A 24780-nucleotide genomic window follows, 5' to 3' on the forward strand; every position below is an offset into this window, starting at 1 on the left:
GTATAAATATATCGGGTAACGAAATATTTTTCCACCCATTTGACTCAATTTTTTTAAAATTTTTAATCGGCTGCTAATTGCCGAAATTCTTCTCCTCCTCTCAATGAAGCAGAGCCATTTTATCACTGTTTTAACATCGTAAAATATATACGATCACTCTGTTAGAGCTGAAAGATCCATAAACAATTAAGTTGCAAAAGAAGCAGGGCTTCTCTGGAAAAGGGACTTGCATTTTCAACCGTTACCTGCATGCTTTCATGCCTTTTTGCTTTACCTATAAGAAGGACTAGCGATTGTTTCCGTGTAAGTTGGGAAGAAGAGTGTTTACTATTTAGACACAAAGCTTTAATAGAGGATAAGTCTCTTAAGAAAAATTCAAAAGCATCCCATATCCGTATCAGCATTGCTTAAGTGCAGAAAACAAAGAAAGCAGGAGAATAGAGCTATTGCTCCCATCCTCCTGCTGTTAGACATTCCGTATTATTTCTTCTCATTTTGACCCAAAACACGATTGACACGCTTGCGCAACATTTTCATACCGCCACCACCGGCTTGAAAATGCCTCAGGTTCCCTTCTGCATCGAATACATAATATGCAGGAACATATTGATTTTCAAAAGCATCGGTCAAGGCATGTTTGTTATCAACAAAAATTGGTTGGGAAATTCCGTGTTCTTCGGCCACCTCTTTTATCTGTTCCAAATCCAAATCTTTCTCGGAACGTGGCATGTGAACAGCAATGACGTTTAAATCGTCCTTGTATTCATCACGAAACTCGTTAACATTCGGCATAGCCTCTTTACATAGACCACAGCTTACAGACCAAAAATGGATTAAAGTCGGCTTTTCCCCAACCAAGTCCTGTTTCGTTACTTCTCCATTAAGCCATTCCGTAGCGCCTTCTAATTCAGGCATCGGTGTTCTCAGTTTCATTCCATCTTCCTCCTTCTTCTGCCCAAAAAGCGATTATGTCGTGAAAAAGGTCTAACACGAAGTGTTAGACCCGCTAAGTCTTCACGGAACCAAATTACAATGTTTCTTGACCAGGTTTCCAGTTTGCCGGGCAAAGACCGCCAGTTTGCAAGGCCTGCAAGACACGAAGTGTTTCATCGACGTCGCGGCCAATGTTATTGTGATTAACTACTTGATACTGCAATTCCCCTTCAGGGCTGATGATGAACAATCCGCGAAGCGCTACCCCTTCTTCTTCGATCAGTACGCCGTATTCACGAGCAACCTGATGATTGGTATCAGCGGCTAACGCGTATTCCAGGTCACCAAGACCGTTATCCTCTCTCGGGGTATTGATCCAAGCTAAATGCGTATGGATCGTATCAGTGGAAACACCGACAACTTCTGCATCCAAATCCTCAAATTCGTCGAAACGGTCCGAAACCGCGGTGATTTCTGTCGGACAAACAAAAGTAAAATCCATTGGATAGAAGAAAAGCACTGTCCACTTATCGTTTTTCATGTTTTCTTCTAAAGATACCTTTCCAAATTCCTTATTAGATAGTACGGCATCCATCTCAAACCTAGGAGCCTGTTTTCCAACCATACGTTCTGCCATATGTAATCCCTCCACATTGCTTTTCTATATTTCAACGTTACGTGTTGATTCACAAAAAACATTATAAAGGAGGAACGTTTTTCAGTCAAAAATTTATTCATTTCGTTTTTATTGTCAAAAAATCCTTAAAAAGCCCGAAGATATTAAAAATAAGGGAGAAGGCTGCTTGTTCAGTTGCAAACAGCCATTTTTTCTTTTAATCTATCTTACATAGGAAGGAGACATAATATGGACATTTTTGAAGAAGGCTTATCATTGGATTTCGGAAAACTCCTCGAACTGATTATCGGCTACGGATTACAAATCATCCTGTTGATCATCGGGTTCATGATTGCCGCACCACTCGGAAAAAAAATCATTACGAAAACTCTTTCCGGAGCGGGAAGAAGGGAAAAAGTTTCTGAAGGCCGGATAAAAACATTGGAAAAGCTTCTGATCAATGTTTACTCGTATGTGCTTATCTTTTTATTCATCGTTATGCTGTTCGGTGTTTTCGAAATCCCGATCGGCCCTTTGCTTGCTGGCGCTGGTGTTCTGGGTCTTGCAATCGGTTTTGGTGCGCAAGGACTTGTCAGCGATGTCGTAACAGGATTTTTTCTGTTGCTGGAAAAGCAGGTGGAAGTGGATGAGTATGTTACCTTGGGCGGTTTCGATGGAATCGTCGAGGAAATCGGATTAAGGACAACCAAAATACGCAGCTTCGATGGGACGTTGAACTTCGTTCCCAATAGGGAAATCTCCAGTGTCAGCAACCATTCCCGCGGCACCATGCGAGCACTAGTTGATATTGGAATCAGTTACGAAGACAGTATTGACGAAGCTATGGGTGTACTTCAACGGATTTGTGATGATTTCCGGGAGAATGATGCCCGTTTTGCAGAAGGGCCGGACGTTTTAGGTGTGCAAAGCATTGGATCCTCTGATATCGTTCTCCGGGTTCTCGGCCAAACGGAAAACATGATGCAATGGGAAGTAGAACGCGATTTAAGAAAACGGATTAAAGAAGAATTCGATGCAGCTGGCATTGATATTCCATATCCCCACCAGGTTAACGTAGACAAACAACCTAAATGAGGAAACGATAAGAGGCTGGCTTCTGTTTAGAAAGAAGCCAGCCTCTTTCCCGTTATTGAAAGCGACTGTCAACCTGATGGCAAACCTCGTCAGCGGTCATTCCGTTAGCATTGATAACAGGGGCCTGTGTACTCGCTGTTGCCATCCCCATCACGTTTTTGTCTTGCCCAGAGATGACACAACAATCACAGTTTTGCACATCTGATTCCTGTCTTAAATCCACCAATTCATACCCTCGTTCCTGCAGTGCTCCTTTTACGTCTGAAAGTGTTCCTTCTATACCTATACGCGGCATCCAAATACCTCCTCTGTACAAATGGATTAAATAATCCCTAATAGACTTCCCTAAAACGTAGAGCATATACAGAATCGACAGCAGCCGGGAACTTTAAGGCTGTGTCTGCAGCGTCATCTTAATGAATGGTATTTTCTTCGCTATTGGTTCGGCTTTCCTTTTGCCAAAAAAGAACGGAGACGGTCACTAAATCATGACAGCCTCCGTTAATATCCTTTCTTTATCGCATCTTACAAATTCCTTATCGTCTTCTCTACAATATGGACACCAGTCGAAAGAGCATCTTCCGAAGGACGTAATTTGCCGTGGTGCAATCCATAAGGGGAATCAACCCCGAGCCAAAACATAAAACCAGGAATCTCTTTCAACATGTATCCAAAATCTTCACCTGTCATAGCAGCTTTCGCTTCTTGCCACGTTAGCTGTTCCTGAGAAACAATCCGCTTAAAACGGTCAATGTACGCTGTTGAGTTATAAACTTGATAGTAATTAGCTCCATAATCAATGTCTATTGTACAGTCAAAACTTATTTCATGACCTTTAGCGATTTGTTCAATGTGCTGTTTCACATAGCCGATTGCTTCAGGATCAAGAGTCCGAATTGTACCTTCCAGTCGGGCCCTTTCTGCGATAACATTTTGTACGGAACCTCCAGTGATTTTTCCTATGGTTACCACAGCGCTTTGCAATGGATCAATTCGCCTGGCCACAATTTGTTGCAACTGGGTAACGAAACTGCTGGCAGCGGCCACCATGTCATGTGTCAGATGTGGATAAGCGGCATGCCCTCCCTTACCCTTGAAGTCGATAAACAATTCGCTTGTATTGGCAAACAATAAACCCTCCCTGGTCGAAACCATGCCGGCAGGAAGCTCAGGAGCTACATGAAGGGCAAATACGACATCTGGTCTCCATTCGCCTAACAATGCTGTCTGCAGCATTGGCAAAGCACCGCCAGGTCCCTCCTCCGCCGGTTGGAAGATAAACAGTACATCATCGTCCATTGGTTGTTCCGCCAAACGCTGCAGTGCACCTAAAGCTATGGTCATATGAAAATCATGTCCGCAGGCGTGCATGTTCCCTTCATGCTTAGAAGAAAATGAATAGTCCGTTTCTTCTGTTATAGGTAATCCATCAATGTCTGTGCGGTAACCTATTAACCGTGAAGGGTTAGATCCAGATACTTTTACCAGCAATCCGGTTCTCCATTGTTTAATAGTAAGATGTTTTTGCGGTAAGCGGGCAATTACTCCCTGTAGGTATCTCTGGGTCTTAAATTCTTGGAAACCTAATTCCGGTATTTGGTGCAAATCTCTTCTTATTTTCACTAATTCCTGGTGATTCAATAGCAAATCCTCCTTTACGTCCCTTCTGCCTGTTAGATGCTAGCCTTGTATTAAGTACTATGGAAGCATGCAATCTAAGCGTGAATTGCAAAAAGCAGGAGAAAAATCTCCTGCTTTTATTTGCTAATGAAAAGTGACTTGATTATTATTGGTCCAATTTTCTAAGTTCTGCTTTTATTTCGGTTTTAGACTTCGTCTGGTCGTCTATTTCCTTTAATACCCTTGCAGGAGTACCAGCAACGAGAGTGTTGGCTGGTACATCTTTAGTTACAATTGCTCCAGCCGCAACCACTGCGCCCTCACCAACTGTGACTCCTTCCAGAATAACAGCATTTGCACCGACAACTACCCCATCTTCAATAACAACAGGTTTGGCCGAAGGTGGCTCGATTACACCGGCAAGTACAGCGCCGGCTCCTATATGGCAATTTTTACCGACGGTAGCTCTTCCTCCCAGTGTGACGTTCATATCGATCATTGTGCCTTCTCCCACAACAGATCCGATATTTATCATAGCCCCCATCATAATGACGCAACCATCTCCGATTACAACCTGGTCACGAATGATAGCCCCAGGTTCAATCCGGGCATTCACTTCTTTTAAATCCAGTAACGGAATAGCAGAGTTTCTCCGATCATTTTCGATCGCATAATCTTCAATTTGAGCTTTGTATGTATCCAGTACGGCTGCTATATCTTTCCATTCACCAAATAAAACGCCTGTCTTTTCACCGACAAAATCTTGAATCAGCTCACCAAAATCGATTGTATTCAATTCAGAGCCTTTTAAGTATACTTTGACAGGGGTCGATTTTTTGCTATTAGAAATGAAAGAAATTATTTCATTTGCATCCATCATTTTCATAACTGTTCCCTCCATTTTTCATACTCTGTATTACACTTTATCAAAATTTCTAACAATGGTACAAGAATTTTATCCTGTCATAAAATGTTTCCTGTTCACTTTTTCCGTTTCTTCAGGATAGTATGCAGCATCTTTGCATAGAAAAAGGGATCTTGGCGGACCAAGAACCCACTCTGGCAAGAATTTTTAATTTTTTCCGGTGACCATCTCTGTGACCGGCGAATATTTGTTTGCGTGAAGATTTTTGTTCAACTGCTTTAACATTGCCCTTCTAGTCACAATCCCGTCGAAATAACCTTGTGAATCAGCGACACAAATGAAAGGATAATCAATCACCGCTTTTAATGCCTTCAAAAAATCATCCTCTTTCGATAGACACGGTATATCGGTATTCATCACTTCTCGAACTGTCGTATCCGATAGTTTTTCCATTTCAAATCGTTCGAGTCCGAGGATATCATTTAAAATTATTGTTTTGCCGATTGTTCCCTGCAATTTGAACGAAGCATCAAGCACGGGCACTGCGGAATAACCCGATTTCACCAGAACCAACAATGCGTGTTCCAATGGATTTCCCACTTGAACATGTGCTACTTTCTCTGCAGGGATCATTAAATCTTCTACTACCATTTCTGTAATTTCTTTGCTTTTCGTACTGCTCATTTGCTGACACTCCTTTTTAGCAGTTGAAGGAGTTCTCACGCTTCCTATCCGTTGTAATTGTACCATATCCGGGTTATGAAAACCATTCCATAACACCGATTGATCACCAGGAAATTACGACTGGAATCGACAACTACCATCTAAAACATTCCACATCTGTTCACCTTTTAAAACCTACGTTCTTTATAATATCAGTCAATCCGTGTATAATAAGAATATAAAAATGAAGTTGGGGACTTATTCCCCTCGGAAGGACGGTCAATTTGGCTAACACTCACACTTTTTCTAAAAACGAGGAAATTGCCAACGCAATTACCCATGCTGTCGGTGCTATTTTCAGCATCGCTGCTTTGGTGACCTTAATCGTTTATGCAACTCAACACGGAACAGTTTGGCATGTAGTAAGCTTCACTCTCTTTGGCGCTACGATGGTTCTGCTATATATTTCGTCGACTTTTGTGCATGCTTTGCCAAAAGGACGGGGAAAAGATGTCTTTGAAATACTGGATCATGCTTCGATATACTTTTTTATCGCCGGCTCCTATACTCCTTTTTTATTTGTGGCAGTGCAAGGTTGGTTAGGCTGGACTTTATTTGGAGTAGTATGGGGGATTGCAATCGCCGGCACGATTTTTAAATGTTTTTTTGTCAAACGTTTTTTGTTTGTCTCTACAATCGGTTATATCGTTGTCGGCTGGCAAATTGTTTTCGCTTGGAAAACCCTTGTAGAGAACATGCAGTTTAACGGACTTCTCTTACTTGTAATCGGCGGTATCCTGTATACGATCGGTTCGATTTTTTATGTGTGGAGAGGATTTAAATTCCACCATGCAATCTGGCATTTATTTGTTTTAGCCGGAACAGCTCTCCATTTTTTCTCGGTTATTCTTTATTTAATTTAACAAAAGAACAAGGCAGCAGTTTACGACTGCTGCCTTGTTCTTTTGTTTATGCTGCTTCAAAAAGGATGTTTATTCAACCACTGACCCCCATCCATGGTTATTACTTCTCCATTGATATAGGCCGCATGCTTTGAACAGAGGAAGTAGGCGAGCTCCGCTATCTCTTCCGGTTTACCCAGCCGTTGAAGCGGCACGGATTCCACCGTTCTTTGTGCTGCACTCTCTGATTCGAACAATTTCTCGACTCCTCCTGTCCGCTCAATAGGGCCGGGAGCGATCGCATTCACTCTGATTCCATATTTACTTCCCCATTCCACTGCTAGGGTTCGAGTCATAGAAAGCACTCCTGCCTTTGCAGCTGCTGAATGGATGACACCTGCTCCCGCATTCCAGGCATAAGTGGCCACCATGTTGATGATATTTCCTTTCTGCTTCTTATCGATCCAGTAGTTACCGATTTCTCGGCTGCAATAAAAGCTTCCATTGAGAACGATATCCACCACTGCATTCCATCCGTTAATGGACAATTTTTCAGCTGGACAGACGAAGTTTCCAGCAGCATTATTAATTAAATGATCTACCCCTCCAAATTTATTGAGCGTTTTATCCAGCAAAGCTGTTATCTCGTCAGGCTCTCTGACATCCATTACTGTATAGGCAGGTTTGCCATTGCCTTGATGCTCTAATTCTCTAACTGTTTTAGCTAAAGTTTCTTCCGTTCTCCCTGTAATCATTACGTTTGCTCCGCCTTCGACCAGACGTTTGGCCATTTGCTTTCCCATCCCGCTCGAGCCGCCTGTGATGATGACTGTTTCATTTTCCATTCGTATCCCCCCTCCCCTAACATTTCCATATAAACGATGGAAACCCTTCCATCCTGGGCATTTTTTTTATGAGCCCGCAAAGTTTTCATTCCGTGCTATAATGCTACTAGATTAAACTAGCAGAAGAAGGGTTTGGACATAGATGAACCGCAGATCATTCCTGAAAAAATTGGCAGCTTCTGTCCTTGCACTATTTGGTGTAGGAGGCGGAACCTACTATTATGCCAGAGAAATAGAACCTGGCATGTTGAAAATTCATAAAGAAACACTTACTTCCACAAAAATCCCGAAATCGTTTGATGGTTTAAAAATACTACAATTTTCAGATACACATGTCGGTTTTCAATACACCTTAGAGCAATTGGACCAACTATCAACGGAAATAAACAGCCATAACCCGGACATCGTCCTATTCACAGGAGATTTAGTGGACGAGCCGAATCAGTTTATGTGGGATCACAGGATTTCAGATATTTTGAAAAACATTCACGGTCCGGAGGGGAAGTTCTGGATTTATGGAAACCACGATCATGGAGGATATGGTACGGAAACAGTCAAAGAGGCCATGGATGCCGGCGGTTTCAAACTTTTACAAAATAATCACACCACCCTTAAGAAAGGAAATGATTTCATTACCTTGGCCGGAATTGACGACGTGATGCTCGGTCAACCTGACTTGGATAAGGCACTGGAAGGAATCGATCCAAGTGCGTACACGATGGTCATGATACACGAACCAGACTATGCTGACAAAGCGAAGCAGTATCCGATAGATGTTCAGTTTTCCGGTCACAGCCATGGAGGACAAGTGCAAATTCCGTTGGTCGGCCATATATACACCCCTGCCTATGCAGAAAAATATGTAGAAGGTAACTACCTAATCGGAGATTTGCAGTTATTTGTCAGCAGAGGAATAGGAACGACCCGGCTACCCTATCGCTTTTTATGCGCTCCTGAAATTACTCTTTTCCAATTACATTCGGAACAGGAGCACAATGCTTAGGAAAATACGTCACAGAACGGACATAGTATTTTTTAACCGGTCATGCTAAAATGATGGACAAACAGATAAGGATTCACGGAGGTTCTTGCATGAGTATAAAAAGGATAACACTGGCCGCAGGGTTAGTTTCCCTGCTTTTCTTAGCAGCCTGCGGACCAAAATATGAAGGGGACTTTTCTTATAAGGTCGAGCCTTTTTCCTATAAAAATCAAGATGGCGAAACAGTTTCGAAGGAAGAATTGGATGGTAAGTTTTGGGTGGCTGATATGATATTCACCAACTGTGAAACAGTATGCCCTCCAATGACAGCTAACATGGCTCGTCTCCAGGATAAATTGAAACAAGAAAACCTGGATGTGCATCTTATTTCTTTCAGTATCGATCCGGAACATGATTCTCCTGAAGATTTAAAAAAGTATAGTGAAGAACGCGGGGGCGAATTTGATAATTGGGACTTACTTACGGGATATGAATTTTCCGAAATAAAGGAGTTTTCCATTAATTCCTTTAAAGCATTAGTCGAAGAATTGGATGATTCCGACCAATACTTACATGCCACAAGCTTCTATTTGGTTTCCCCTGAAGGAAATGCTATTAAAGCTTACGATGGTACGAAAGCTGCACAAATGGACAAAATAGTAGAAGATATTAAAAAGATGAGCAACTAAACGATCACCTTCCATCAGGGGCCGGGATTTTCCTACCTGGCCCAGAATATGTGATTCTCATTTCACCTCTAGCTCGTTCGAAAAGGAGGACAGGTACATGAGTAACAAAACAAACAATTTGAATGATATAGCCAAAGCACTTTTCATTGTGAATCGACATGCAAAGACTGCCCCAAATCCCCGACCATTATATGACATGAAGAAGCAGGCCATTAACAAATTGCTTCGGGAAAACCATGCTGAAAAAGTCGGTTTGCATTTTTCTGACCGCCCGAAACTAAGCCGCCAACACTCCACGTTACTTGTCAAAGTGAGCGACTTTTACTTTCATATTCCACCTGCCAAACAAGATTTCCAAGAAGTGAAACACTTGGGTGCGACTGACAAAAATTTTAGAAATCCTAAACCGCAAATGAGTCTGACGCAGGCAAAAAAAATACTATCCAGTTATCTGGGATGGTCCTTTCCCGAAAAAAAAGAAACCGACCGTAAACAACCTTCTTCTTATTATACCCCCTCTTCTCTCGGCCAGTGGGAAAGAAAGCCGCGAAGAAAACAAAAAAAGTACTAATTCTGATACCTCAACTCAAGAGGATTGCAGAGAAGCCAGTGGTTTCTCTGCAATCCTCTTCACTTTTTCTATTACCTCATTCCCGTCCTCCCACATGATATAGACATTTTCTTCAAACAGGAAATGATCAGCCCTCAGCTGTTTCTTACAATTGTTTATTCGTTTCATTTTAACTGATAGTGATGTATTGGTTTATATCGGTTCATAATCGGAAATGGTTTTGTAAAAGGAGGTTATTGTATGCTCGAATTGCAGGATTTTTTATATGAGCTGAATAAATATATGGATCAGTCATCCATTCTTAAAGACGCCTATAATAGACTGACAGACACTGAAAAGCAATTAGTTTTATCACAATCTCCAACCCAGACTCCACCTGATGAATTAGCAGAAAACGCGACTAAATGGCTAGACGCCATGCAAAAAGAAATGGGCATTACGGGAGATGAATAAGCTGACGTTTATTCATTCCGTATAAACACATATACGATTAACCCTAAAATTGGAAAGAATAGCGTACCGAATAAAACGATCACTGCAAAAACACTGGTCCTTCCCTTAGCAACAGCATCTTTGTAGGCCCAAATACTAGTGAAAATATTCAAGAACAACAAACCTGCTGCAAACAAAAATATAAGCAACATAGCTCCCATGTTTTTCCCTCCTGTAATAACTATACGTTTTACAAAGGGAAATAGATTCATCAAGCCAAAAAATCCCTTCATTCCAAATCAATCGAAGAAGGGATTTTTGCTTTATTTTATCGTTTACATCACATGTTTTTTTTCATATTCTCAGCCATTGTTTTAATGACTTTCAGCGTGCACAAACACCCTCCAAACAACACAAAGCCAAGCACAAGATACGAAAGTTGACTTCCTTGACCTATCCCTCCATCTCTATCTGGGTGAACAATTAGTAATAAAGAGGAGAACAGCAATATCCCACCAATCAGGTAGGTTAATAAATCTTCCCAATTCAAAAGAACCAAAAACCTTACCAGTGGCCTGATTAGCCAAAAACAGATCAAAATACTAATGAAGCCCAACAAAATATACAAATAATTATCTGATATACCTAGCGTATGCAATTGGTTTTTATTCACAATGGAAGTTAAATCGAAAACCAGTCTATCATTCCAAGCGTTCATAGGCTCACCTCAAAAGTCCCTTTTAACTTCAGCCTAACCACCTGTAATAGAGTTTATACTTCGCCGGACAGGACAGGCTCTTCCACAGGACTGGTAAAGTGAACAACTGCTTCTTTTTGCTGTTTCGCCTCCTGGTACCCTTGCTGATAAAGTGCATCTAGTTTTGATCTGTTACGTTCGATTCTACCTACTTCCAATGGCTGTTTCGGTCGAATAATAAATACTTGATTATTTCTTTCCATCCTCTCCAGGCGCTTGACCATATCATTGTATCGTCGATGTCGATTTTGCATGGCAGAGACAAGCGCCGGATGTGATTTCAAAGAACGTTTCAGCAACCAAGCGAGTCTCATAGGTTTTTTCATATAGTCCTTGTTTCGAGTAAGTACCACTACATGCTTACGATTCCCCGCATCAATCGATGGCTGCAAAGGAATCGGATCCACTATGCCCCCATCCATTAAATTTCTGCCATCTACCGAGATACTTGGTGCTACAAAGGGAAGAGAGCTGGAAGCACGAATGATAGTAAGTAATTCTTGATTCGAACGAAATGTATCATGGTACACTGGTTCTCCTGTATCGATATCAGTAGTGCTCACTACAAAGCGAATATTACTGTTGAAAAAAGAAGCAAAATCAAAGGGAACAAGCTGATTCGGCAGAACATCAAAAATAAAATCCATTCCAAAAAGCTCTTTCTTCATAACAGCTCTTTTCAGTGAGATGTACTCTGGATGGCTTCCATATTCAACCAACACTTTATAGTTCCTTCCACGTTGTCCCGCAACATAAGAAGTGGCATTACAAGCGCCAGCTGAAGCACCTGTCACAAAAGGGAAAGTAATCCCACTGTCATGGAAAGCATCCAGCACTCCAGCTGTATAGGCACCTCTCATGCCGCCTCCTTCAAGAACCAAACCGACATCCTGCATCATATAGACACATCCTTTGATAGATTTGCTAAATTGGAAATTACTAGGTTCAAAATAGGAATATTATATCGAACATAGAGCTATCAAGCAAATAAAAAACAAAAGAAGTGGAATCAAGTTATTAAGACCGAACAATTTCACCTTAAGAAATACAAGCCTTTCTAAAAACTAAATAATGTAACTTAGCATAGGCAAGAAGTGGTGTTCCGCCGGAGGAAAAATACGAACTGAAAAATCCATTGAAAGCCTTGGTTTAGCATTTGGGTGGACCAACATCAAACAACAGAATAAAAGAAGCCTCTAAGGTGCTACCTTCTCAAAGAACAAAGAAAAACCGAACGTGTTCGAATAGTAGAAAATTCGAATCGTCGTTCGGTTATCGCTTTGGGCACTATACTTTTGTCCCAGCCAACGCCATTTGCCTTGATCCTTCTGGTTTTAGAATGATCTGTAGTATGATATCATCAGTTTACCAGTCAGGTTATTTGGTTCTTAGTATTTGTTTTGCATCGAGTTTCTTTTCCATTTTAGCCATCTCTTGAGGATTTTTGAGCAACTCCTCTTTATTTCTCTGCACCAGTTCAGTAAAAGTGGAAGGACGATTTCGCAAAACGATCACCCCTTATATACTTGATTGATTCTCTATCTCATTATACTAAAATTAAACCCTTTATTTATCTTAATTGTGTGAACAATTAGAGAACTTTTCAGGAGGTCGGAAATGTGGAACATCTTCTTAATGATCAAGTAAAAGCATTGCAAATATCAGGAATCAGAAAGTTTTTCAACATGGTAAGTGATAAACAGGACATCATCTCGCTGACAATCGGACAGCCTGATTTTCCTACTCCTGAGCATGTGAAAAACGCTGGTAAACAAGCGATCGATCAGAATCAGACAACATACACGCATAATGCTGGTTTACTCCCTTTACGTCAAGCAATCACTGAGTTCGCAAAGGATAAATACCATTTAACCTACAATCCGGTCAATGAAGTAATCGTTACAGTAGGGGCTTCTCAGGCAATTGATATTACCTTGAGGACAATTATCCAAACCGGGGATGAAGTAATCCTCCCCTCCCCTGTTTACCCAGGTTATGAACCTTTAATTCGCCTGGCTGGTGGAACGCCCGTCCATGTAGATACCCGAAAAAACCATTTTAAATTAACAAAGGATTTGATCGAGTCACATATCACAACTAAAACAAAGTGCATCATTCTTCCGTATCCCTCCAATCCCACAGGAATGACATTTAACAGGCAAGAACTTCAGGAGATTGCCGATCTGTTGGCTGATAAAGATATTTTTATACTGGCGGATGAAATTTACAGTGAACTGGTGTACGAGCATAACCATGTATCACTTGGTACATTCCCTCAAATAAGAGAGAAAACCATCGTCATCAACGGCGTGTCAAAATCGCATTCCATGACCGGTTGGCGTATCGGTTACTTGCTGTGTCCCGAATGGCTTTGTCAACATATACTGAAAGTTCATCAATATAATGTATCCTGCGCAACTTCCATCAGTCAGCATGCAGCGGTAGCTGCATTGAAAGACGGTGGTCAGGATCCGATAGAAATGCGACATCAGTATCAGAAACGGCGAGATTATGTCTATGAACGGCTTTTGAAGATGGGTTTGAACGTCATCAAGCCTGACGGAGCATTCTATTTCTTCTTCGATATCGAACTAAATGGGATATCTTCGTTTGATTTAGCACTAAGATTAGTTGAGGAGGCAAAATTGGCCCTTGTTCCAGGAGATGCTTTTTCAGAAGGGGGTCAGGGGTTTCTGCGTCTTTCTTATGCCTATGATTTGAACACATTGGAGGAAGGACTTAACAGGCTCGAGAAGTTTCTGGCGAATAACAAGTAATAAAAACCGGGAATGATCAGCCCTGATTTTCCTTTTCGCGTGATATTCACATCCCGAAAAACAGGGAAAGGTGTATGACGATAAGTCCTATCCCGTCTCTTTTAGATTACGGTACACAATACGCTTTCCAGGGGGTACAGCCCGCCCACAACGAGTGTAAACCTCTTCCGGCTCTTCGGTCACGTGCAATCCCGCAGGTCATGGAAGTTTCGGCAGTGAACAATATCTTGAAGTAAATCAATTTACTTTTTTAGGGAAGGCTGAGGCACAACCCATGGAAAGCAAATATACTGGAGAACGACGATTGAACAACTCTCTTGAAGAAGGACTGACGTTTGCCTAAAAGGAGGAGCATCTTTTTTCCATCACTTCCTGTTTTCTATAGGTGGTAACAAAAAATCGACACGTTCTTTATGTAATTAGCTAACCATAGAAAACTTGTAACCTCCCTTCTCTCCTTCCGTACATAAAAGGATACTTGTCGACTGATAAAACCAGAGTCCTGGTTGCTATTAAAGCCTTCGCCAATGTTGACATCGTTCCTCTAGGCACATCCTGTTCCTTTTATCTTCTCCGGCGAATTCCGCTTTTTTTGTTACTAGATAAGGCTCTCTCATTTTTCTGTAATCTATTTTTGGTAGGTTTACTTTTTTCGTAAGTGTTTAGTAGGTGATCCAATTCCTGGCTTAGTGAAATTGATTCACTACTTGTGAAGCCTTTTCGGAGGGCTACTTTGGTCATTTTGTTGCGTAGGTATTCAATTTTTTCCAAAAGCGACTGGGAATCTTCCATCTTATGCCTGGTTACCCTCCTAACAGCTTACTGATTTTTTTCCCTTGATTTGCTTTTCTGGATGTATCTAGCTTCTTGTTCTCCGATTTCTCATTTGATCGCCTGTCGAATTTGTGTGTACTGATTAAGCAATCCATCGAGTTCTTGACTGATTTTCAAAGTAATAATACTGGACAGGCCATTTTGGTTTGCCGCCTGGATCATTTGTCTTCGTTTTTCGGCAATCGATTCCTGCAAATAATTAATCTCTCTTCCTGCTATATTCCCCTTCAACTTACCCAAGACCTTTCACTTTTTCTTTTTTTTAACCTTCATGATTATGTCAGAGGAACTAGGATAAGTAAAGGGAATCGCAAAATTAGACAAAATTTTATAACAATTTGTGATAAAATAAAAAAATAGGCAGATATTTCGACAACATTATCTTAGATACATCATCGCAGGAAAGGGATTTTAGGTACTATTACCCTGGGAGGAATACAGATGCACTATAAACGAAACGAGGCCTATCGGTATACTTTTGCCACTCCTATAGACGGGAAGATAAAACTCGTAAATGAAGACGAAGAAACTATCTATTCTACTTCCATTCTCGATGTCAGCCTGAATGGGATCAGGATTAAACAGGATGCAGCCTATTCATTAAAAACAGGAGATATTGTACAAGTTACTTACCAGTTAATGAAAACAGATTGTCAGGCTGTGGGAACCGTCGTATGGGGAAAGCGCCATTACAATTATCATATTTTCGGTATAAAACTAAATGCTGAAGAAGCGTACCAGAGGCATATTACAGGTTTACTGAAAGAGATGGTCAAATCTGCAGTGGCACATGATTGACATGTAAAACCTCCCGTTCATAAACCCGGGAGGTTTTCGCCGTTATCGGTTATCGCTTCATTTAACTGTTATCAAATATGCAGTATCCGATATTCAAAATAATAATTCCTACTGAAACGACTGCTAAAGCGGTATTTATCATTCTCTACACCTCCATTTCCATTGTAATCAATTGATCCTATTCCAGCAACATCTCCAAATAAATTAACTGTTTTCCCCTTCTTTCGGTTTTAGATTCTCCACATATGCCAAAAAGTTTATTAACAAATAATGGGTACGGATGGAAGCAGGATTGTGGTAAACTATTCTTTGAGACTCTAAACAGCAAACTAGTTTCACAGAAAAGAAAGCGGGTGTATTCATGCTTTATTGCCCATATTGTGGAAGCAAAACAAATGATGACGAAGTGTTTTGTATTCAATGCGGAAAAAAATTACCGGAGGATCGCTACGACCGAGTTGCAGAACCGACGGTCAGTAAGCGGATTTGGTATTTACCAGCTGCCTCCTTCATTATCAGTATATTAGCTATTGGTTCTGCTTACTTTTATTTACAGCATCAGACTCAACAGGCAAAGGAAGCATTTCAGGCCGGTGAAGCAAAAGCCCTGGATGGTGCTTATGATGAGGCGCTCGTCCAGTTCAAAACTGCTCTTCAAGAAAAAGATAATTTTCCTGCTGCCCGCGAAAATAAATCATTTATGGAGGTTGCCCTTCGTTCTAAGTTAGACTTAAAACAAGCGGAGGATTACGCAGGAGAAGAAAACTATCAAAAATCGTTGGAAAAAATAGATGAAGCGGAAAACAATCTAAAAGTTTACGATGGGGAAGCAGTCGATGTCATTATAGACGAAGTAGTTACCAAACGAAGTGAAGTGCAGCTGAGTCAATTAAAAGAAGCAATGGAAAACGACCCCTCGATAGAAAAGTTAAAAACTCTACTATGGCAGGCAAAGGCGATAAACAGTGAAAAAGCGGAAACCATCACCGGGACCATTGAGGAGCAAATCATTTCTTATATTTTCTCAACGGCTAACGAACAGCTATCCCAAAAACAATTTACTGATGCACGTGATGTTGTGGAAGAAGGGCTGAATTATATTCCGGATTCAGATAAATTGCAAAGTTTGCAAACAACTATTGAAAAAGAAAAAACTGCCTTTGAAACAGAACAACAAAACAGAATAGAGCAAGCAGTTACTGCTGCAGAAAAAGAACAGAACCAAAACAAGAATGATGCAGTGGAAATGATTGATGTGTCCATTTCCAAGGATGATCAGGGAAAAGCAGTGGTCAGTGGTAAACTGAAGAGCATCGCCACGGTTCCGGTTTACTCGATATCTGTCGATTATAAGATACTTGACCCTGAGAACGATGAATTGTTGACAAATGAGGTATATGTATATCCTGATACCCTCTATCCAGGAGAGGAAGGCAAGTTTGAGTTCACTCACTTTGATACCGAAGCCCAGGATACATCCAAGGTTGAAATTGAAAAAATAAAATGGTTCCTCGACTAATGACTTACAGGAAGACGGAGTGAGATAATGAAAAACAAACAATTTATATTTCCGGTTCTCTTAACCGTTTTGTTTCTATCAGTTGGCGCAACAGCTGTGTTCCTTATCTATCAAAACTGGGATGATCATTCACTGGAACTGAAAAATACGCTGGCTCATCAAGTTGAAGAACAGCAGGACAAAGTGAACTTAAAATCAATTATTCATCAATCGCAGAAAAACGTTGTACAGGTAGAAGCGTTGGATAAATGGAATGAAACAATCGGTTCAGGATTTTTATATAATGACAAAGGTGATATCATCACCAATGCGCATGTAGTGGAGAATGCAGAAACGATTTATGTGAAAACAGCAAATGCCCAAACATATACAGCCGCATTGGTTGGTAAAGGTGACAAATTGGACATTGCTGTCATTCGGGTCCCCCAACTCGCAAATCAATCTCCAGCGCTTCTGGACACTAGCTATGAGGCCGAGCTGGGAGATGAAATCCTTGCTGTCGGTAGTCCGTTAGGATTTCAAAATTCCGTAACTTTGGGGATAATTTCCGGGCTAAATCGATCCTTTGAAATAGATGATTTCGATTATGAGGATGCCTATCAAATCTCTGCACAAATCAATCATGGGAATAGCGGAGGTCCCCTTATAAACCGGGCTTCCGGAAAAGTTATAGCGGTCAACTCTGCAGGAATAGATGATGGAAGTATGGGCTTCAGTATTCCGATGCAGCAGGTGATCGATAAAGCGGAACAATGGTCAGACCAAGCAGATGATGAGAACTTGGATTACGAAAGCGCTATTGCCAATGCTCAAGAATCAGACCCGGATAAGTTAAAAGAAGACGCTAAATACATGATCAATTACTTTTTTGAAAGTATTTCCATCCGTGACTTTATCAATGCTTATACCCTCCTTGGGAGTGACTGGCAGACAGAAACGAGCTACCAGCAATTTCGAGAGGATTATATCTATATCGTTGATACGAACACAGCAGAAATGAATGTTCAATTCGACGAAGAAAACAACCTTGCAAAAGTTACAATGGAAGTTGAACATGAAGAGCGCAGCAGCCCCGAAAAAGTTTATAAAAGAGTTTATCGCTATCGCTTTGATGTAGGCTATGAAAATGATCAAGTCCGGCTGCTGAAAGGAAAGCGCGAGCTAATCAGTGAGAAAGAAAAGAGCAAGGAGTCATGAAAAGACAATTCACTTGCAATGGTAAGACTAGTTATAAGTTTATGTCCGGTTGATAAGGGCTGCTTCCATAGCGATTAAAAGTGTATGGGAAAGTCCCCTGGGAGGCTTTATATGTTAGAGGATAAAGGTAACTAATGTATGATGTTAGAGAGGGATATATTTATTCCTTTAAGATCCTCTCCCTTCTCTCAGCTGAATACCTTGCCCAATTCTTGCTTAACTTTTATTCGCATAGGCATACGTCCATACAAACCTTCCGCACTTTCCATATAGTAAATTGTAAACATTCAGGAGGTGAGTATGTATGTCCTTTGGTTATCCTTATGGTGGAGGTTACTGCGGCGGAGGTAACGTCGGCGGCTATTATGGCGGCGGTTACGGTAACTCCTTCGCTTTGATCGTGGTTCTCTTCATTTTACTCATCATCGTTGGTGCTGCTTTCTACTGCTAATAGAACCTCATTCAACCATCAAACTTAAAACAAACCCCCAACCACGGGGGTTTGTTGATTTTTATTTACTTTATTGTGCTTGCAAAAATAACTCGCTTGCTTCTTGGAGCGGAAGTGGTTTATAAAAATAATATCCTTGCACCTCATCACAATTTTCTTTTTCTAAAAAAACAAGCTGTTCCTCGGTTTCCACCCCTTCTGCTATTACTTTCATCTCCATAGAATGTGACATAGTAATAATTGATTTTACAATCGCCTGATTGTTCTGTACTTCTTGTTTCATGAACAATTTATCAATTTTTAATTTACTGATTGGAAATATACTCAAATATTTCAAGGAGGAATAACCTGTCCCAAAGTCGTCGATGGAAACGTGAACACCTAGCTCCCTTAGCTGTTTTAGACTGTTCAGCACCTCATTATTTTGGGAAATTGCTGCACTCTCTGTGATTTCCAACTCCAAGTACTCAGCAGAAAGTCCTGTTTCCTCTAATATATTTTTTATTTTTTCCGCCAACTCCGGTTGATGTAACTGCCTTGCTGATAAATTGACGCCTATAAGTCCACGGTATGTTCCCGTACTATGCCATTTTTTATTCTGTCTGCAGGCTTCCCGTAAGACCCACTCCCCTAATTCAATCATCATCCCATTTTTTTCAGCCAATGGAATGAAGCGGTCTGGTGGTATATAGCCTTTATCCGGATGCTTCCATCTTAATAAAGCTTCACATCCAACGATATTTCCCGATTTTATATCTTTCTGTGGTTGATAATGAAGTTCGAATTGGTTTCCTTTTAATGCTTTTCTCAAAGAAAATTCCATGTTGAATGTATTTTTCCAGGTGGTGAGAATATCTGGACTAAAAAAGTGAAAATTACTTCCCGGTTTTTCTCTTATTAACGTCGATGCCATTTCTGCTCCTCTGATTAACTCATTCGGAGATTTTGTTCGATCGAAATCCTGGCAAATACCCAAACTTACAGACAAGAATATTTCTGTTCCATTCATCACAAGCGGTTCCGAAAATGCTTCGATAACATCGCAGGCTGCCCGTTCAGTCACCTCCATATTATAGAGACCATCAATAAGGAGTAGCAGGCCTTCGCCTCCTTCTGCCACCCCGATTTCTGAATAAGAAATCTGAATCCTGTCTGCGCATTGCCTGAGAAAAGCCTTTTCATCCTTTACATTATATGTATGAAAAATCTGTCTTAAAGAATCCAAACCAATAAATAGAACAGTTAGTGACCTTTTAGCGGTTTTACATTCCTCCAACCCCTTGGCAACCTGGTGCAAAAATCGGTGTTTGGAAGGAAATTTTTGATGTTTACTTAATTTCTCTATATTGTTTGGTTTGTTTGCCATATTCACTGGCCTCCTCAAGTCCATGATTCATTCCGGTTTACTTCTGTCTCCACAAAAGAAATGCTTTACTGTGTATCGCTAGTAACAAGAACGCTTTTGGACTGATAATCCTATGGAAGACAGCCATCCAATAAAAATTTAAAAAATTCCGAAAAATGCTAGTGTCTCTCTTCCGAAAGAAGCGATATAAAGTGCACCGGCCATTCCAATCAACAGCCGGCACTTCCTGATTAGTTTCACACTCTGTCTTTAAACTCATCAAGCAATTCGTCTCCTTGGTAGCCCTCTTCAATTAAATTTTTTAGCGTACGCTCTATCTCTCCTTTTTTCCGATCGACTAGAGTGCTTAAAAAAAGAACATTGATATGGTCTCCAATTGTATTGATATTCGTGATAGAAGCCATGAAAGTGGCAGGCTGATTACTCTCTTTAGTAATCTTCCCCTGTAACATGACTTGTTCATTTTCTTCCTTTAATGCTTGAAAATACGTCTCATAAGACTTGTCCAAATAGGCTTCTAGCAGCCAGCGATTTTGGTCATCTTCCCTGTTGATGATCAATCCATCAAGCAAGGGGATACTACGAGGACGGATTTCCTCATTCTGATCTTCCAACACGTCAAGAGAAATTAATTTAAATGTTTTCATGATTTCCTCCTAACAATATTTACCGACCTGCAATGAAATCGGAAGCAGGGTGTTTCTTTCTGTCCGTCTATTACTAATTCAATTGTACCAAAAATCCATCATGATTCTCTACCTAAGTAACTACTGTAACAGTTGTTTACATGCCTGAATATTTATTGATCTTCGTGTTTTATCCTTGCAACCAAGGGGTATCTATATACCAACATGAAAAACTTATTGATCGGCTAGCTGGTTTACTTTATTACTTATAAGTTCTGCGCAATTAGATAGACAGATTAGACAACAAAAATTGGAGAGGTGATGACCTTGAAAGAAATAACATCCTATCAAGTAGATTTAACTTATCAATTAACTACGCATGAAATGATGAAGCTGTACCATTATGTTTCAAAAAGTGAGTACGATGTATATTTATACCAAAACGGGCAGGTGGCCGACGCAGGAAATTTTCCAAAAATGCTTTCTTTTTTTCTTATAGCTACAAGCAAAAAGCCATTGGTGATTGTCATTGATGGTGAAAAACCGGACGAAGGTTATCGACATATCAAACAACTGTTAAATAAAAACGTAAAACAGGCTAAGATCAGAAACCGACATAAAGTAGAAGTAGATAATGACATCTCTTTTGTCATTTAAATAATTCGCTGGTAACTTCTTATTAAGAAGTTTATCATATATAATCATCCTTTTCTCCATCTTTACTCGACAAAATCCGCATGAAGCGGATTTTGTCTTTTTTAATGGGTTAGAAAAACCAGACCGGCGATGCCTTTTTCGGCTCCAGTCTGGTCATCTGTTAATTGCTGTTTTTCTCTGCTTCCTCTATCTCTTCTTCCAACTTTTTAACAATTTCCTCAGCAGCTCCACCTACTTGATCGATATACTGCTGTCTGACCGGCTCACTCGCATCACGAAAAGCTTGCCTTTGCTCATCGCTCAATTCGGTGATTTCTATGTTACTATTCTTCTTAATTTGTTCTAAAGCCTGCTGATTGGTTTCTTCTTGAATTGCAAAGGCCTTCTCCTTCATCTCATTAATCGTTTCATCAATCATCTGTCTTACTTCCTCTGGTACTTTTTCGTATAAATCCGGATTAACCGCTGTGGTAGTCGTATATAAAGAATGTTTAGACAGGGTCAAATACTTTTGTACTTCATAAAATTTCATTTGTTCTATGGCAAACATCGGGTTGGTCTGCCCTTCTATCATATTTAACTGTAACCCACTGTACACCTGCTCATAAGGTACAGGAGTCGGATTCGCCCCGTATTGCTCATAAGAAGAAACAATTAACGGAGATGGCATAGTTCGAAACTTTACTCCTGAAAAGTCCTCCGGCTGTTCAATTTTAGACTGAGTCGTCCAATGATTGAATCCTTCTGTCCAGTAGGATAAAACTTTTATTTTCTTTTCAGCGAATTTTTCTGCCAATGGACCATATAGCGCTTCACTATTGTTCATGATTTGTTTGTTTATTTCCATATCATCCGAGAATAGAAAGTGCAATAGCAACACCTGTGATTCAGGAACAATTGTACCGATGTTACCTGGTGAAATAATGGCAAAATCAATTGCACCTATTTGCAGCAGTTCAGCTTGGGTGGTAGCATTACCGAGCTGTCCTACCGGATAAATTTCTATTTTTATATTTCCGTCTGATTTTTCTTCGATAATTTTTTTGAACTCCTCTGCATAGGTATTCTGAACAGAATCCGGTGATTCTTCATGGGCGAAACGGAACACATACTCTGGAGTATTTTTTCCCCTTGTCGTTTCTGTCCCTCCTGATCCACATGCAGTCAAGAGAAGTAACATGCTAAACAATATTAATACTGATTTTTTCATCCTATCACCTTCTCCCTAATCCGAATAAAAGTATTGGTAAGATGTAATGATTTCCGGAAATAATATAAATAAAGCAGAAGCCGCCATTAAAATTAGTATATATGGCCAGATTCCTTTAATTATCTCTTTATATGGCTGCTGAAATACTGCTATAGCTGTAAAGATGTCAACTCCGAACGGTGGCGTAGCCGATCCGATGGCGGCTTGCAAGGTAACGATAATCCCAAGAGCTATTGGATCAACTCCGGCATCCATCGCTACAGGATAGAAAATCGGGGTCAAAATCAAGATGACGACCAGTGGATCGACAAACATACAGCCGACAAAGAAGAAAATCGCAACAATAAACAGCACATATGTCGCGGAAGGATCACTTCCCAGTACAGCCTCCGTTATTTCCTGGGGCAGTTTTGCATAGGACAAAATCCAACTTAACGCAGTTCCTGCCGCCACCAAAATGAATACTGCAGCAGTAACGATGGCAGTAGATTCAGCTATTTTAGGCAAGTCGCTTAGTTTAACATCGCGATAGATAACCACTTCCAATAAGAAAGCATATAACACAGATACAGCCGCAGCTTCAGTGGGACTAAAGACCCCTAAGTAAATTCCCCCAATAATGACGATCGGAAAGCCCAACGGTAATATTGCTTTTTTAAAAGCTCTTCCTCGCTCTTTCCAAGTCGCCTTTTTTTCATTCCCCAGTTTTTTAGCTGTCGCTAAAAAATAACTGTAAAGAGCAAAGAACAGAAAAATTATTAACCCTGGTACAATGCCTGCAATAAATAGTTCACCGACAGAAGTTCCGGTAACCACTCCGTAGACAATCATGGCTATACTTGGCGGTATCATGAGAGCAAGATCACTCGCATTGATAATCAGCGGGATTGCTTGTTTATCTTTATAACCGATTTCTTTCAGTCTTTCCCTTGTCGGTTTGCCGACCGCAACGACTGTTGCCTGGGTGGAACCAGAGATCGAACCGAACAAGGCACAGGCAGCAGCAGTCGTGATTGCATAGCCTCCACGGATATGTCCGATAAAACTTCCTACTAGATCAAGAAGCCTTGTAGACGTTTTGCCTGAAGACATAATGTCCGCCGCAAAGATGAACATGGGAACCGCCAGGAGGACAAACGTCTGGATTCCAATGGAAAACTGCTGAATCAGAACCATCGGATTTAATTCAGGGAAAAATAGCAAGGCTACTGCCAGCGGAGCCACAATTAGTGGAACCATTATCGGGTAACCAAGGAACAAAAGTAAAAACATAATTCCTAATAATATCCATATCATGTCGTCTCATCTGCCTCCTCTCTCTTCCAGTCAGGGTCTTCCGTACCGTCAATCATTTCGTCCTTATACTTGTAATTTAGCCAGCACTCCCTTAAATACTGGAGTCCACTGAACAGAAATCCGATAGGAATAAACAATGTAATCAAATATACCGGAAAACGTAGTGCCGCCGTCACTCTTCCCAATTGATATAATGTAATGGTATAGTCCAAAGAGATGTAACATAAATAAAAGAGCAATAGGGAAGTTGTGAATGTAATGATCAGCACAAGTATTTTGCGGACTTTAAAAGGCAGAAATTCTACTATAGCGGTCATTTTCAAATGCCTGCCCCTTCTGGCGCAATAACTAAGCCCGATAAAGGTCACAATGATGATGAAAAATTGTCCAACCTCTTCAGCGAAGGTCAGGCTGTTGCCTAATGTTCGAGCAAAGACATTGGCCAACAATATAATGGTCATCCCGAATATTGCTGTTATGATCGTCCATTTTTCAATCCCAGCCTGAATTTTATCTATTCTTCTAAATACATTCATCCTGATCATCCTTTCATTCTTTAGGCCCGGTACTAATAAATACCTGTTGGAGGAAATAAGTAAACTTCCGATTTACCAGGAAAGCGGGAAAATGGTCACGCTCGCTTGCTCGCTGACCGTTTTGAAGGTTAAAAAAGAAATGTTGGCACCTTTCTCTATCTCGCAAAAAAAGAGCCCCGGGTGCCTTGCTTCCCCTAAAAACTTAAGAGAACCTCTAACTTGTATTTTTTCCCTTTTACGTTCCACTCCGATAAGGCAATTCGCTTTCCGCGGGCATGCCATCAGCTAACTTGGCAAACGCGGAATATCTTGCTGTAGCGATACTCTGCATACAAAAATAACAGAATAAAAAAAGGACACACAAATAAACCGAACGAATTCAGTTAGTATTTACTATTCGTTCGGTTTTTGGTTTGACGACCATGCTTTTGTTCCGCCATCTTTATCCATTATTAAATTGTTTTGGTTTTCGTCGTTCCAATTCGACTTCCATTTCATAAATATTCACATTTGTTCCCCCGCTTCTTATAAGGTAACTTCATT

At 40.6% G+C, this 24780-nt stretch carries 29 protein-coding genes and 1 pseudogene; 12 read left to right on the forward strand and 18 right to left on the reverse strand.

What is annotated here, in order from left to right; translation table 11 throughout:
* Positions 1 to 480: 480 nt before the first annotated feature.
* Together BLR82_RS03055 and BLR82_RS03060 are read right to left on the reverse strand one after the other, a co-directional pair.
* Positions 481 to 933: a redoxin domain-containing protein gene (locus tag BLR82_RS03055; protein ID WP_074597518.1), complete on the reverse strand. Its 453-nt coding sequence runs from the start codon at positions 931 to 933 to the stop codon at positions 481 to 483.
* 94 nt (positions 934 to 1027) lie between these two features.
* On the reverse strand, positions 1028 to 1570 hold the full coding sequence (locus BLR82_RS03060; RefSeq protein WP_074597519.1) for a peroxiredoxin: 543 nt from the start codon (positions 1568 to 1570) through the stop codon (positions 1028 to 1030).
* A 228-nt stretch (positions 1571 to 1798) separates the two neighbouring features.
* On the opposite strand from BLR82_RS03060, the gene BLR82_RS03065 reads away from it, so the two are divergent.
* On the forward strand, positions 1799 to 2644 hold the full coding sequence (locus BLR82_RS03065) for a mechanosensitive ion channel family protein (protein ID WP_074597520.1): 846 nt from the start codon (positions 1799 to 1801) through the stop codon (positions 2642 to 2644).
* A gap of 52 nt (positions 2645 to 2696) precedes the next feature.
* On the opposite strand, the gene BLR82_RS03070 is transcribed toward BLR82_RS03065, so the two are convergent.
* The 4 genes from BLR82_RS03070 to cbpB all read right to left on the reverse strand — a co-directional run bounded on the left by BLR82_RS03070 (position 2697) and on the right by cbpB (position 5813).
* Positions 2697 to 2939, reverse strand: a complete 243-nt coding sequence (locus BLR82_RS03070; protein ID WP_074597521.1) for a YkuS family protein — start codon at positions 2937 to 2939, stop codon at positions 2697 to 2699.
* Between the two features lie 230 nt (positions 2940 to 3169).
* Entirely contained in the window at positions 3170 to 4285 is a 1116-nt protein-coding gene (locus tag BLR82_RS03075; RefSeq protein ID WP_083334681.1) for an N-acetyldiaminopimelate deacetylase, read from the reverse strand.
* Between the two features lie 145 nt (positions 4286 to 4430).
* A complete protein-coding gene (gene dapD / locus BLR82_RS03080; protein ID WP_074597523.1) occupies positions 4431 to 5150 on the reverse strand; it encodes a 2,3,4,5-tetrahydropyridine-2,6-dicarboxylate N-acetyltransferase in 720 nt (239 codons plus the stop codon).
* A 186-nt stretch (positions 5151 to 5336) separates the two neighbouring features.
* On the reverse strand, positions 5337 to 5813 hold the full coding sequence (gene cbpB, locus BLR82_RS03085; RefSeq protein ID WP_074597524.1) for a cyclic-di-AMP-binding protein CbpB: 477 nt from the start codon (positions 5811 to 5813) through the stop codon (positions 5337 to 5339).
* A gap of 263 nt (positions 5814 to 6076) precedes the next feature.
* Here cbpB and trhA point away from each other — a divergent pair, with 263 nt between their 5' ends.
* Positions 6077 to 6715: a PAQR family membrane homeostasis protein TrhA gene (gene trhA / locus BLR82_RS03090; RefSeq protein WP_074597525.1), complete on the forward strand. Its 639-nt coding sequence runs from the start codon at positions 6077 to 6079 to the stop codon at positions 6713 to 6715.
* Positions 6716 to 6771: 56 nt separating this feature from the next.
* On the opposite strand, the gene fadH is transcribed toward trhA, so the two are convergent.
* Positions 6772 to 7539, reverse strand: a complete 768-nt coding sequence (gene fadH, locus BLR82_RS03095; RefSeq protein ID WP_074597526.1) for a 2,4-dienoyl-CoA reductase — start codon at positions 7537 to 7539, stop codon at positions 6772 to 6774.
* Between the two features lie 142 nt (positions 7540 to 7681).
* Here fadH and BLR82_RS03100 point away from each other — a divergent pair, with 142 nt between their 5' ends.
* The 4 genes from BLR82_RS03100 (at position 7682) to BLR82_RS03115 (ending at position 10234) form a co-directional block, all read left to right on the forward strand.
* Positions 7682 to 8542 carry a metallophosphoesterase gene (locus BLR82_RS03100; RefSeq protein ID WP_074597527.1) on the forward strand — a complete coding sequence of 287 codons (861 nt, stop codon included), beginning with the start codon at positions 7682 to 7684 and terminating at the stop codon, positions 8540 to 8542.
* 89 nt (positions 8543 to 8631) lie between these two features.
* The gene (locus tag BLR82_RS03105; protein WP_074597528.1) at positions 8632 to 9210 is read left to right on the forward strand and encodes an SCO family protein; all 579 of its coding nucleotides are present in this window, start codon (positions 8632 to 8634) and stop codon (positions 9208 to 9210) included.
* Between the two features lie 97 nt (positions 9211 to 9307).
* Positions 9308 to 9781, forward strand: coding sequence for a YkyB family protein (locus BLR82_RS03110; protein WP_074597529.1), 474 nt, complete (start codon positions 9308 to 9310; stop codon positions 9779 to 9781).
* Between the two features lie 240 nt (positions 9782 to 10021).
* On the forward strand, positions 10022 to 10234 hold the full coding sequence (locus BLR82_RS03115) for a hypothetical protein (protein WP_074597530.1): 213 nt from the start codon (positions 10022 to 10024) through the stop codon (positions 10232 to 10234).
* Positions 10235 to 10242: 8 nt separating this feature from the next.
* Here BLR82_RS03115 and BLR82_RS03120 read toward each other — a convergent pair whose 3' ends face one another.
* The 4 genes from BLR82_RS03120 to BLR82_RS20700 all read right to left on the reverse strand — a co-directional run bounded on the left by BLR82_RS03120 (position 10243) and on the right by BLR82_RS20700 (position 12485).
* The gene (locus BLR82_RS03120) at positions 10243 to 10434 is read right to left on the reverse strand and encodes a hypothetical protein (protein ID WP_074597531.1); all 192 of its coding nucleotides are present in this window, start codon (positions 10432 to 10434) and stop codon (positions 10243 to 10245) included.
* A 119-nt stretch (positions 10435 to 10553) separates the two neighbouring features.
* Positions 10554 to 10931, reverse strand: coding sequence for a hypothetical protein (locus tag BLR82_RS03125; RefSeq protein WP_074597532.1), 378 nt, complete (start codon positions 10929 to 10931; stop codon positions 10554 to 10556).
* A 53-nt stretch (positions 10932 to 10984) separates the two neighbouring features.
* A complete protein-coding gene (locus BLR82_RS03130; protein ID WP_342721068.1) occupies positions 10985 to 11869 on the reverse strand; it encodes a patatin-like phospholipase family protein in 885 nt (294 codons plus the stop codon).
* Positions 11870 to 12347: 478 nt separating this feature from the next.
* Positions 12348 to 12485 carry an FbpB family small basic protein gene (locus BLR82_RS20700; protein WP_281242154.1) on the reverse strand — a complete coding sequence of 46 codons (138 nt, stop codon included), beginning with the start codon at positions 12483 to 12485 and terminating at the stop codon, positions 12348 to 12350.
* Between the two features lie 104 nt (positions 12486 to 12589).
* Between BLR82_RS20700 and BLR82_RS03140 the strand changes: the two genes are divergently transcribed.
* Positions 12590 to 13747 carry an aminotransferase A gene (locus BLR82_RS03140; protein ID WP_074597533.1) on the forward strand — a complete coding sequence of 386 codons (1158 nt, stop codon included), beginning with the start codon at positions 12590 to 12592 and terminating at the stop codon, positions 13745 to 13747.
* Positions 13748 to 14311: 564 nt separating this feature from the next.
* Here the strand turns inward: BLR82_RS03140 and BLR82_RS03145 are convergent.
* A complete protein-coding gene (locus tag BLR82_RS03145) occupies positions 14312 to 14539 on the reverse strand; it encodes an aspartyl-phosphate phosphatase Spo0E family protein (RefSeq protein ID WP_074597534.1) in 228 nt (75 codons plus the stop codon).
* Positions 14540 to 14629: 90 nt separating this feature from the next.
* A complete protein-coding gene (locus BLR82_RS21230; RefSeq protein WP_074597535.1) occupies positions 14630 to 14821 on the reverse strand; it encodes an aspartyl-phosphate phosphatase Spo0E family protein in 192 nt (63 codons plus the stop codon).
* Positions 14822 to 15022: 201 nt separating this feature from the next.
* Between BLR82_RS21230 and BLR82_RS03155 the strand changes: the two genes are divergently transcribed.
* From BLR82_RS03155 to BLR82_RS21585, 4 genes and pseudogenes are all read left to right on the forward strand, one after another.
* A complete protein-coding gene (locus tag BLR82_RS03155) occupies positions 15023 to 15379 on the forward strand; it encodes a PilZ domain-containing protein (RefSeq protein WP_074597536.1) in 357 nt (118 codons plus the stop codon).
* A gap of 361 nt (positions 15380 to 15740) precedes the next feature.
* Positions 15741 to 16898 carry a zinc-ribbon domain-containing protein gene (locus BLR82_RS03160; RefSeq protein WP_074597537.1) on the forward strand — a complete coding sequence of 386 codons (1158 nt, stop codon included), beginning with the start codon at positions 15741 to 15743 and terminating at the stop codon, positions 16896 to 16898.
* Between the two features lie 27 nt (positions 16899 to 16925).
* Entirely contained in the window at positions 16926 to 18095 is a 1170-nt protein-coding gene (locus BLR82_RS03165; RefSeq protein ID WP_074597538.1) for a S1C family serine protease, read from the forward strand.
* A gap of 370 nt (positions 18096 to 18465) precedes the next feature.
* Positions 18466 to 18546: pseudogene (locus BLR82_RS21585) on the forward strand (YjcZ family sporulation protein); the annotation flags it as partial.
* Between the two features lie 70 nt (positions 18547 to 18616).
* Here the strand turns inward: BLR82_RS21585 and BLR82_RS03175 are convergent.
* Positions 18617 to 19912 (reverse strand): putative bifunctional diguanylate cyclase/phosphodiesterase, encoded by a 1296-nt coding sequence (locus tag BLR82_RS03175; RefSeq protein ID WP_074597540.1) that lies wholly within the window; start codon positions 19910 to 19912, stop codon positions 18617 to 18619.
* A 236-nt stretch (positions 19913 to 20148) separates the two neighbouring features.
* Complete coding sequence (locus tag BLR82_RS03185) at positions 20149 to 20559, reverse strand: YwpF-like family protein (RefSeq protein ID WP_074597542.1); 411 nt, start codon at positions 20557 to 20559, stop codon at positions 20149 to 20151.
* A 306-nt stretch (positions 20560 to 20865) separates the two neighbouring features.
* Between BLR82_RS03185 and BLR82_RS03190 the strand changes: the two genes are divergently transcribed.
* A complete protein-coding gene (locus tag BLR82_RS03190) occupies positions 20866 to 21195 on the forward strand; it encodes a hypothetical protein (protein ID WP_139186877.1) in 330 nt (109 codons plus the stop codon).
* 160 nt (positions 21196 to 21355) lie between these two features.
* On the opposite strand, the gene BLR82_RS03195 is transcribed toward BLR82_RS03190, so the two are convergent.
* Genes BLR82_RS03195 through BLR82_RS03205 form a run of 3 tightly spaced genes read right to left on the reverse strand, consistent with a single transcriptional unit; the run spans position 21356 to position 24237 of the window.
* Complete coding sequence (locus BLR82_RS03195; protein ID WP_074597544.1) at positions 21356 to 22405, reverse strand: DctP family TRAP transporter solute-binding subunit; 1050 nt, start codon at positions 22403 to 22405, stop codon at positions 21356 to 21358.
* A 15-nt stretch (positions 22406 to 22420) separates the two neighbouring features.
* A complete protein-coding gene (locus BLR82_RS03200) occupies positions 22421 to 23701 on the reverse strand; it encodes a TRAP transporter large permease (RefSeq protein WP_074597545.1) in 1281 nt (426 codons plus the stop codon).
* A complete protein-coding gene (locus tag BLR82_RS03205) occupies positions 23698 to 24237 on the reverse strand; it encodes a TRAP transporter small permease (RefSeq protein WP_074597546.1) in 540 nt (179 codons plus the stop codon). Before BLR82_RS03205 ends, BLR82_RS03200 begins: the two co-directional genes overlap by 4 nt.
* Between the last annotated feature and the right edge of the window lie 543 nt (positions 24238 to 24780).

The sequence above is a fragment of the Sediminibacillus halophilus genome (genome assembly GCF_900103695.1).
GTDB classification, from domain to species: domain Bacteria; phylum Bacillota; class Bacilli; order Bacillales; family Amphibacillaceae; genus Sediminibacillus; species Sediminibacillus halophilus.

Coding starts and splice junctions, on each gene's coding strand:
- BLR82_RS03115 (WP_074597530.1), top strand. CDS start 10,022: ATGCTCGAATTGCAGGATTTTTTATATGAGCTGAATAAATATATGGAT.
- BLR82_RS03070 (WP_074597521.1), bottom strand. CDS start 2,939: ATGCCGCGTATAGGTATAGAAGGAACACTTTCAGACGTAAAAGGAGCA.
- fadH (WP_074597526.1), bottom strand. CDS start 7,539: ATGGAAAATGAAACAGTCATCATCACAGGCGGCTCGAGCGGGATGGGA.
- BLR82_RS03145 (WP_074597534.1), bottom strand. CDS start 14,539: ATGGAAGATTCCCAGTCGCTTTTGGAAAAAATTGAATACCTACGCAAC.
- dapD (WP_074597523.1), bottom strand. CDS start 5,150: ATGAAAATGATGGATGCAAATGAAATAATTTCTTTCATTTCTAATAGC.
- cbpB (WP_074597524.1), bottom strand. CDS start 5,813: ATGAGCAGTACGAAAAGCAAAGAAATTACAGAAATGGTAGTAGAAGAT.
- BLR82_RS03205 (WP_074597546.1), bottom strand. CDS start 24,237: ATGAATGTATTTAGAAGAATAGATAAAATTCAGGCTGGGATTGAAAAA.
- BLR82_RS03160 (WP_074597537.1), top strand. CDS start 15,741: ATGCTTTATTGCCCATATTGTGGAAGCAAAACAAATGATGACGAAGTG.
- BLR82_RS03195 (WP_074597544.1), bottom strand. CDS start 22,405: ATGAAAAAATCAGTATTAATATTGTTTAGCATGTTACTTCTCTTGACT.
- BLR82_RS03060 (WP_074597519.1), bottom strand. CDS start 1,570: ATGGCAGAACGTATGGTTGGAAAACAGGCTCCTAGGTTTGAGATGGAT.
- BLR82_RS03165 (WP_074597538.1), top strand. CDS start 16,926: ATGAAAAACAAACAATTTATATTTCCGGTTCTCTTAACCGTTTTGTTT.
- BLR82_RS03100 (WP_074597527.1), top strand. CDS start 7,682: ATGAACCGCAGATCATTCCTGAAAAAATTGGCAGCTTCTGTCCTTGCA.
- BLR82_RS03110 (WP_074597529.1), top strand. CDS start 9,308: ATGAGTAACAAAACAAACAATTTGAATGATATAGCCAAAGCACTTTTC.
- BLR82_RS03185 (WP_074597542.1), bottom strand. CDS start 20,559: ATGAAAACATTTAAATTAATTTCTCTTGACGTGTTGGAAGATCAGAAT.
- BLR82_RS03200 (WP_074597545.1), bottom strand. CDS start 23,701: ATGATATGGATATTATTAGGAATTATGTTTTTACTTTTGTTCCTTGGT.
- BLR82_RS03105 (WP_074597528.1), top strand. CDS start 8,632: ATGAGTATAAAAAGGATAACACTGGCCGCAGGGTTAGTTTCCCTGCTT.
- BLR82_RS03055 (WP_074597518.1), bottom strand. CDS start 933: ATGAAACTGAGAACACCGATGCCTGAATTAGAAGGCGCTACGGAATGG.
- BLR82_RS03125 (WP_074597532.1), bottom strand. CDS start 10,931: ATGAACGCTTGGAATGATAGACTGGTTTTCGATTTAACTTCCATTGTG.
- BLR82_RS03130 (WP_342721068.1), bottom strand. CDS start 11,869: ATGATGCAGGATGTCGGTTTGGTTCTTGAAGGAGGCGGCATGAGAGGT.
- BLR82_RS03155 (WP_074597536.1), top strand. CDS start 15,023: ATGCACTATAAACGAAACGAGGCCTATCGGTATACTTTTGCCACTCCT.
- BLR82_RS03120 (WP_074597531.1), bottom strand. CDS start 10,434: ATGGGAGCTATGTTGCTTATATTTTTGTTTGCAGCAGGTTTGTTGTTC.
- BLR82_RS03065 (WP_074597520.1), top strand. CDS start 1,799: ATGGACATTTTTGAAGAAGGCTTATCATTGGATTTCGGAAAACTCCTC.
- BLR82_RS03175 (WP_074597540.1), bottom strand. CDS start 19,912: ATGGCAAACAAACCAAACAATATAGAGAAATTAAGTAAACATCAAAAA.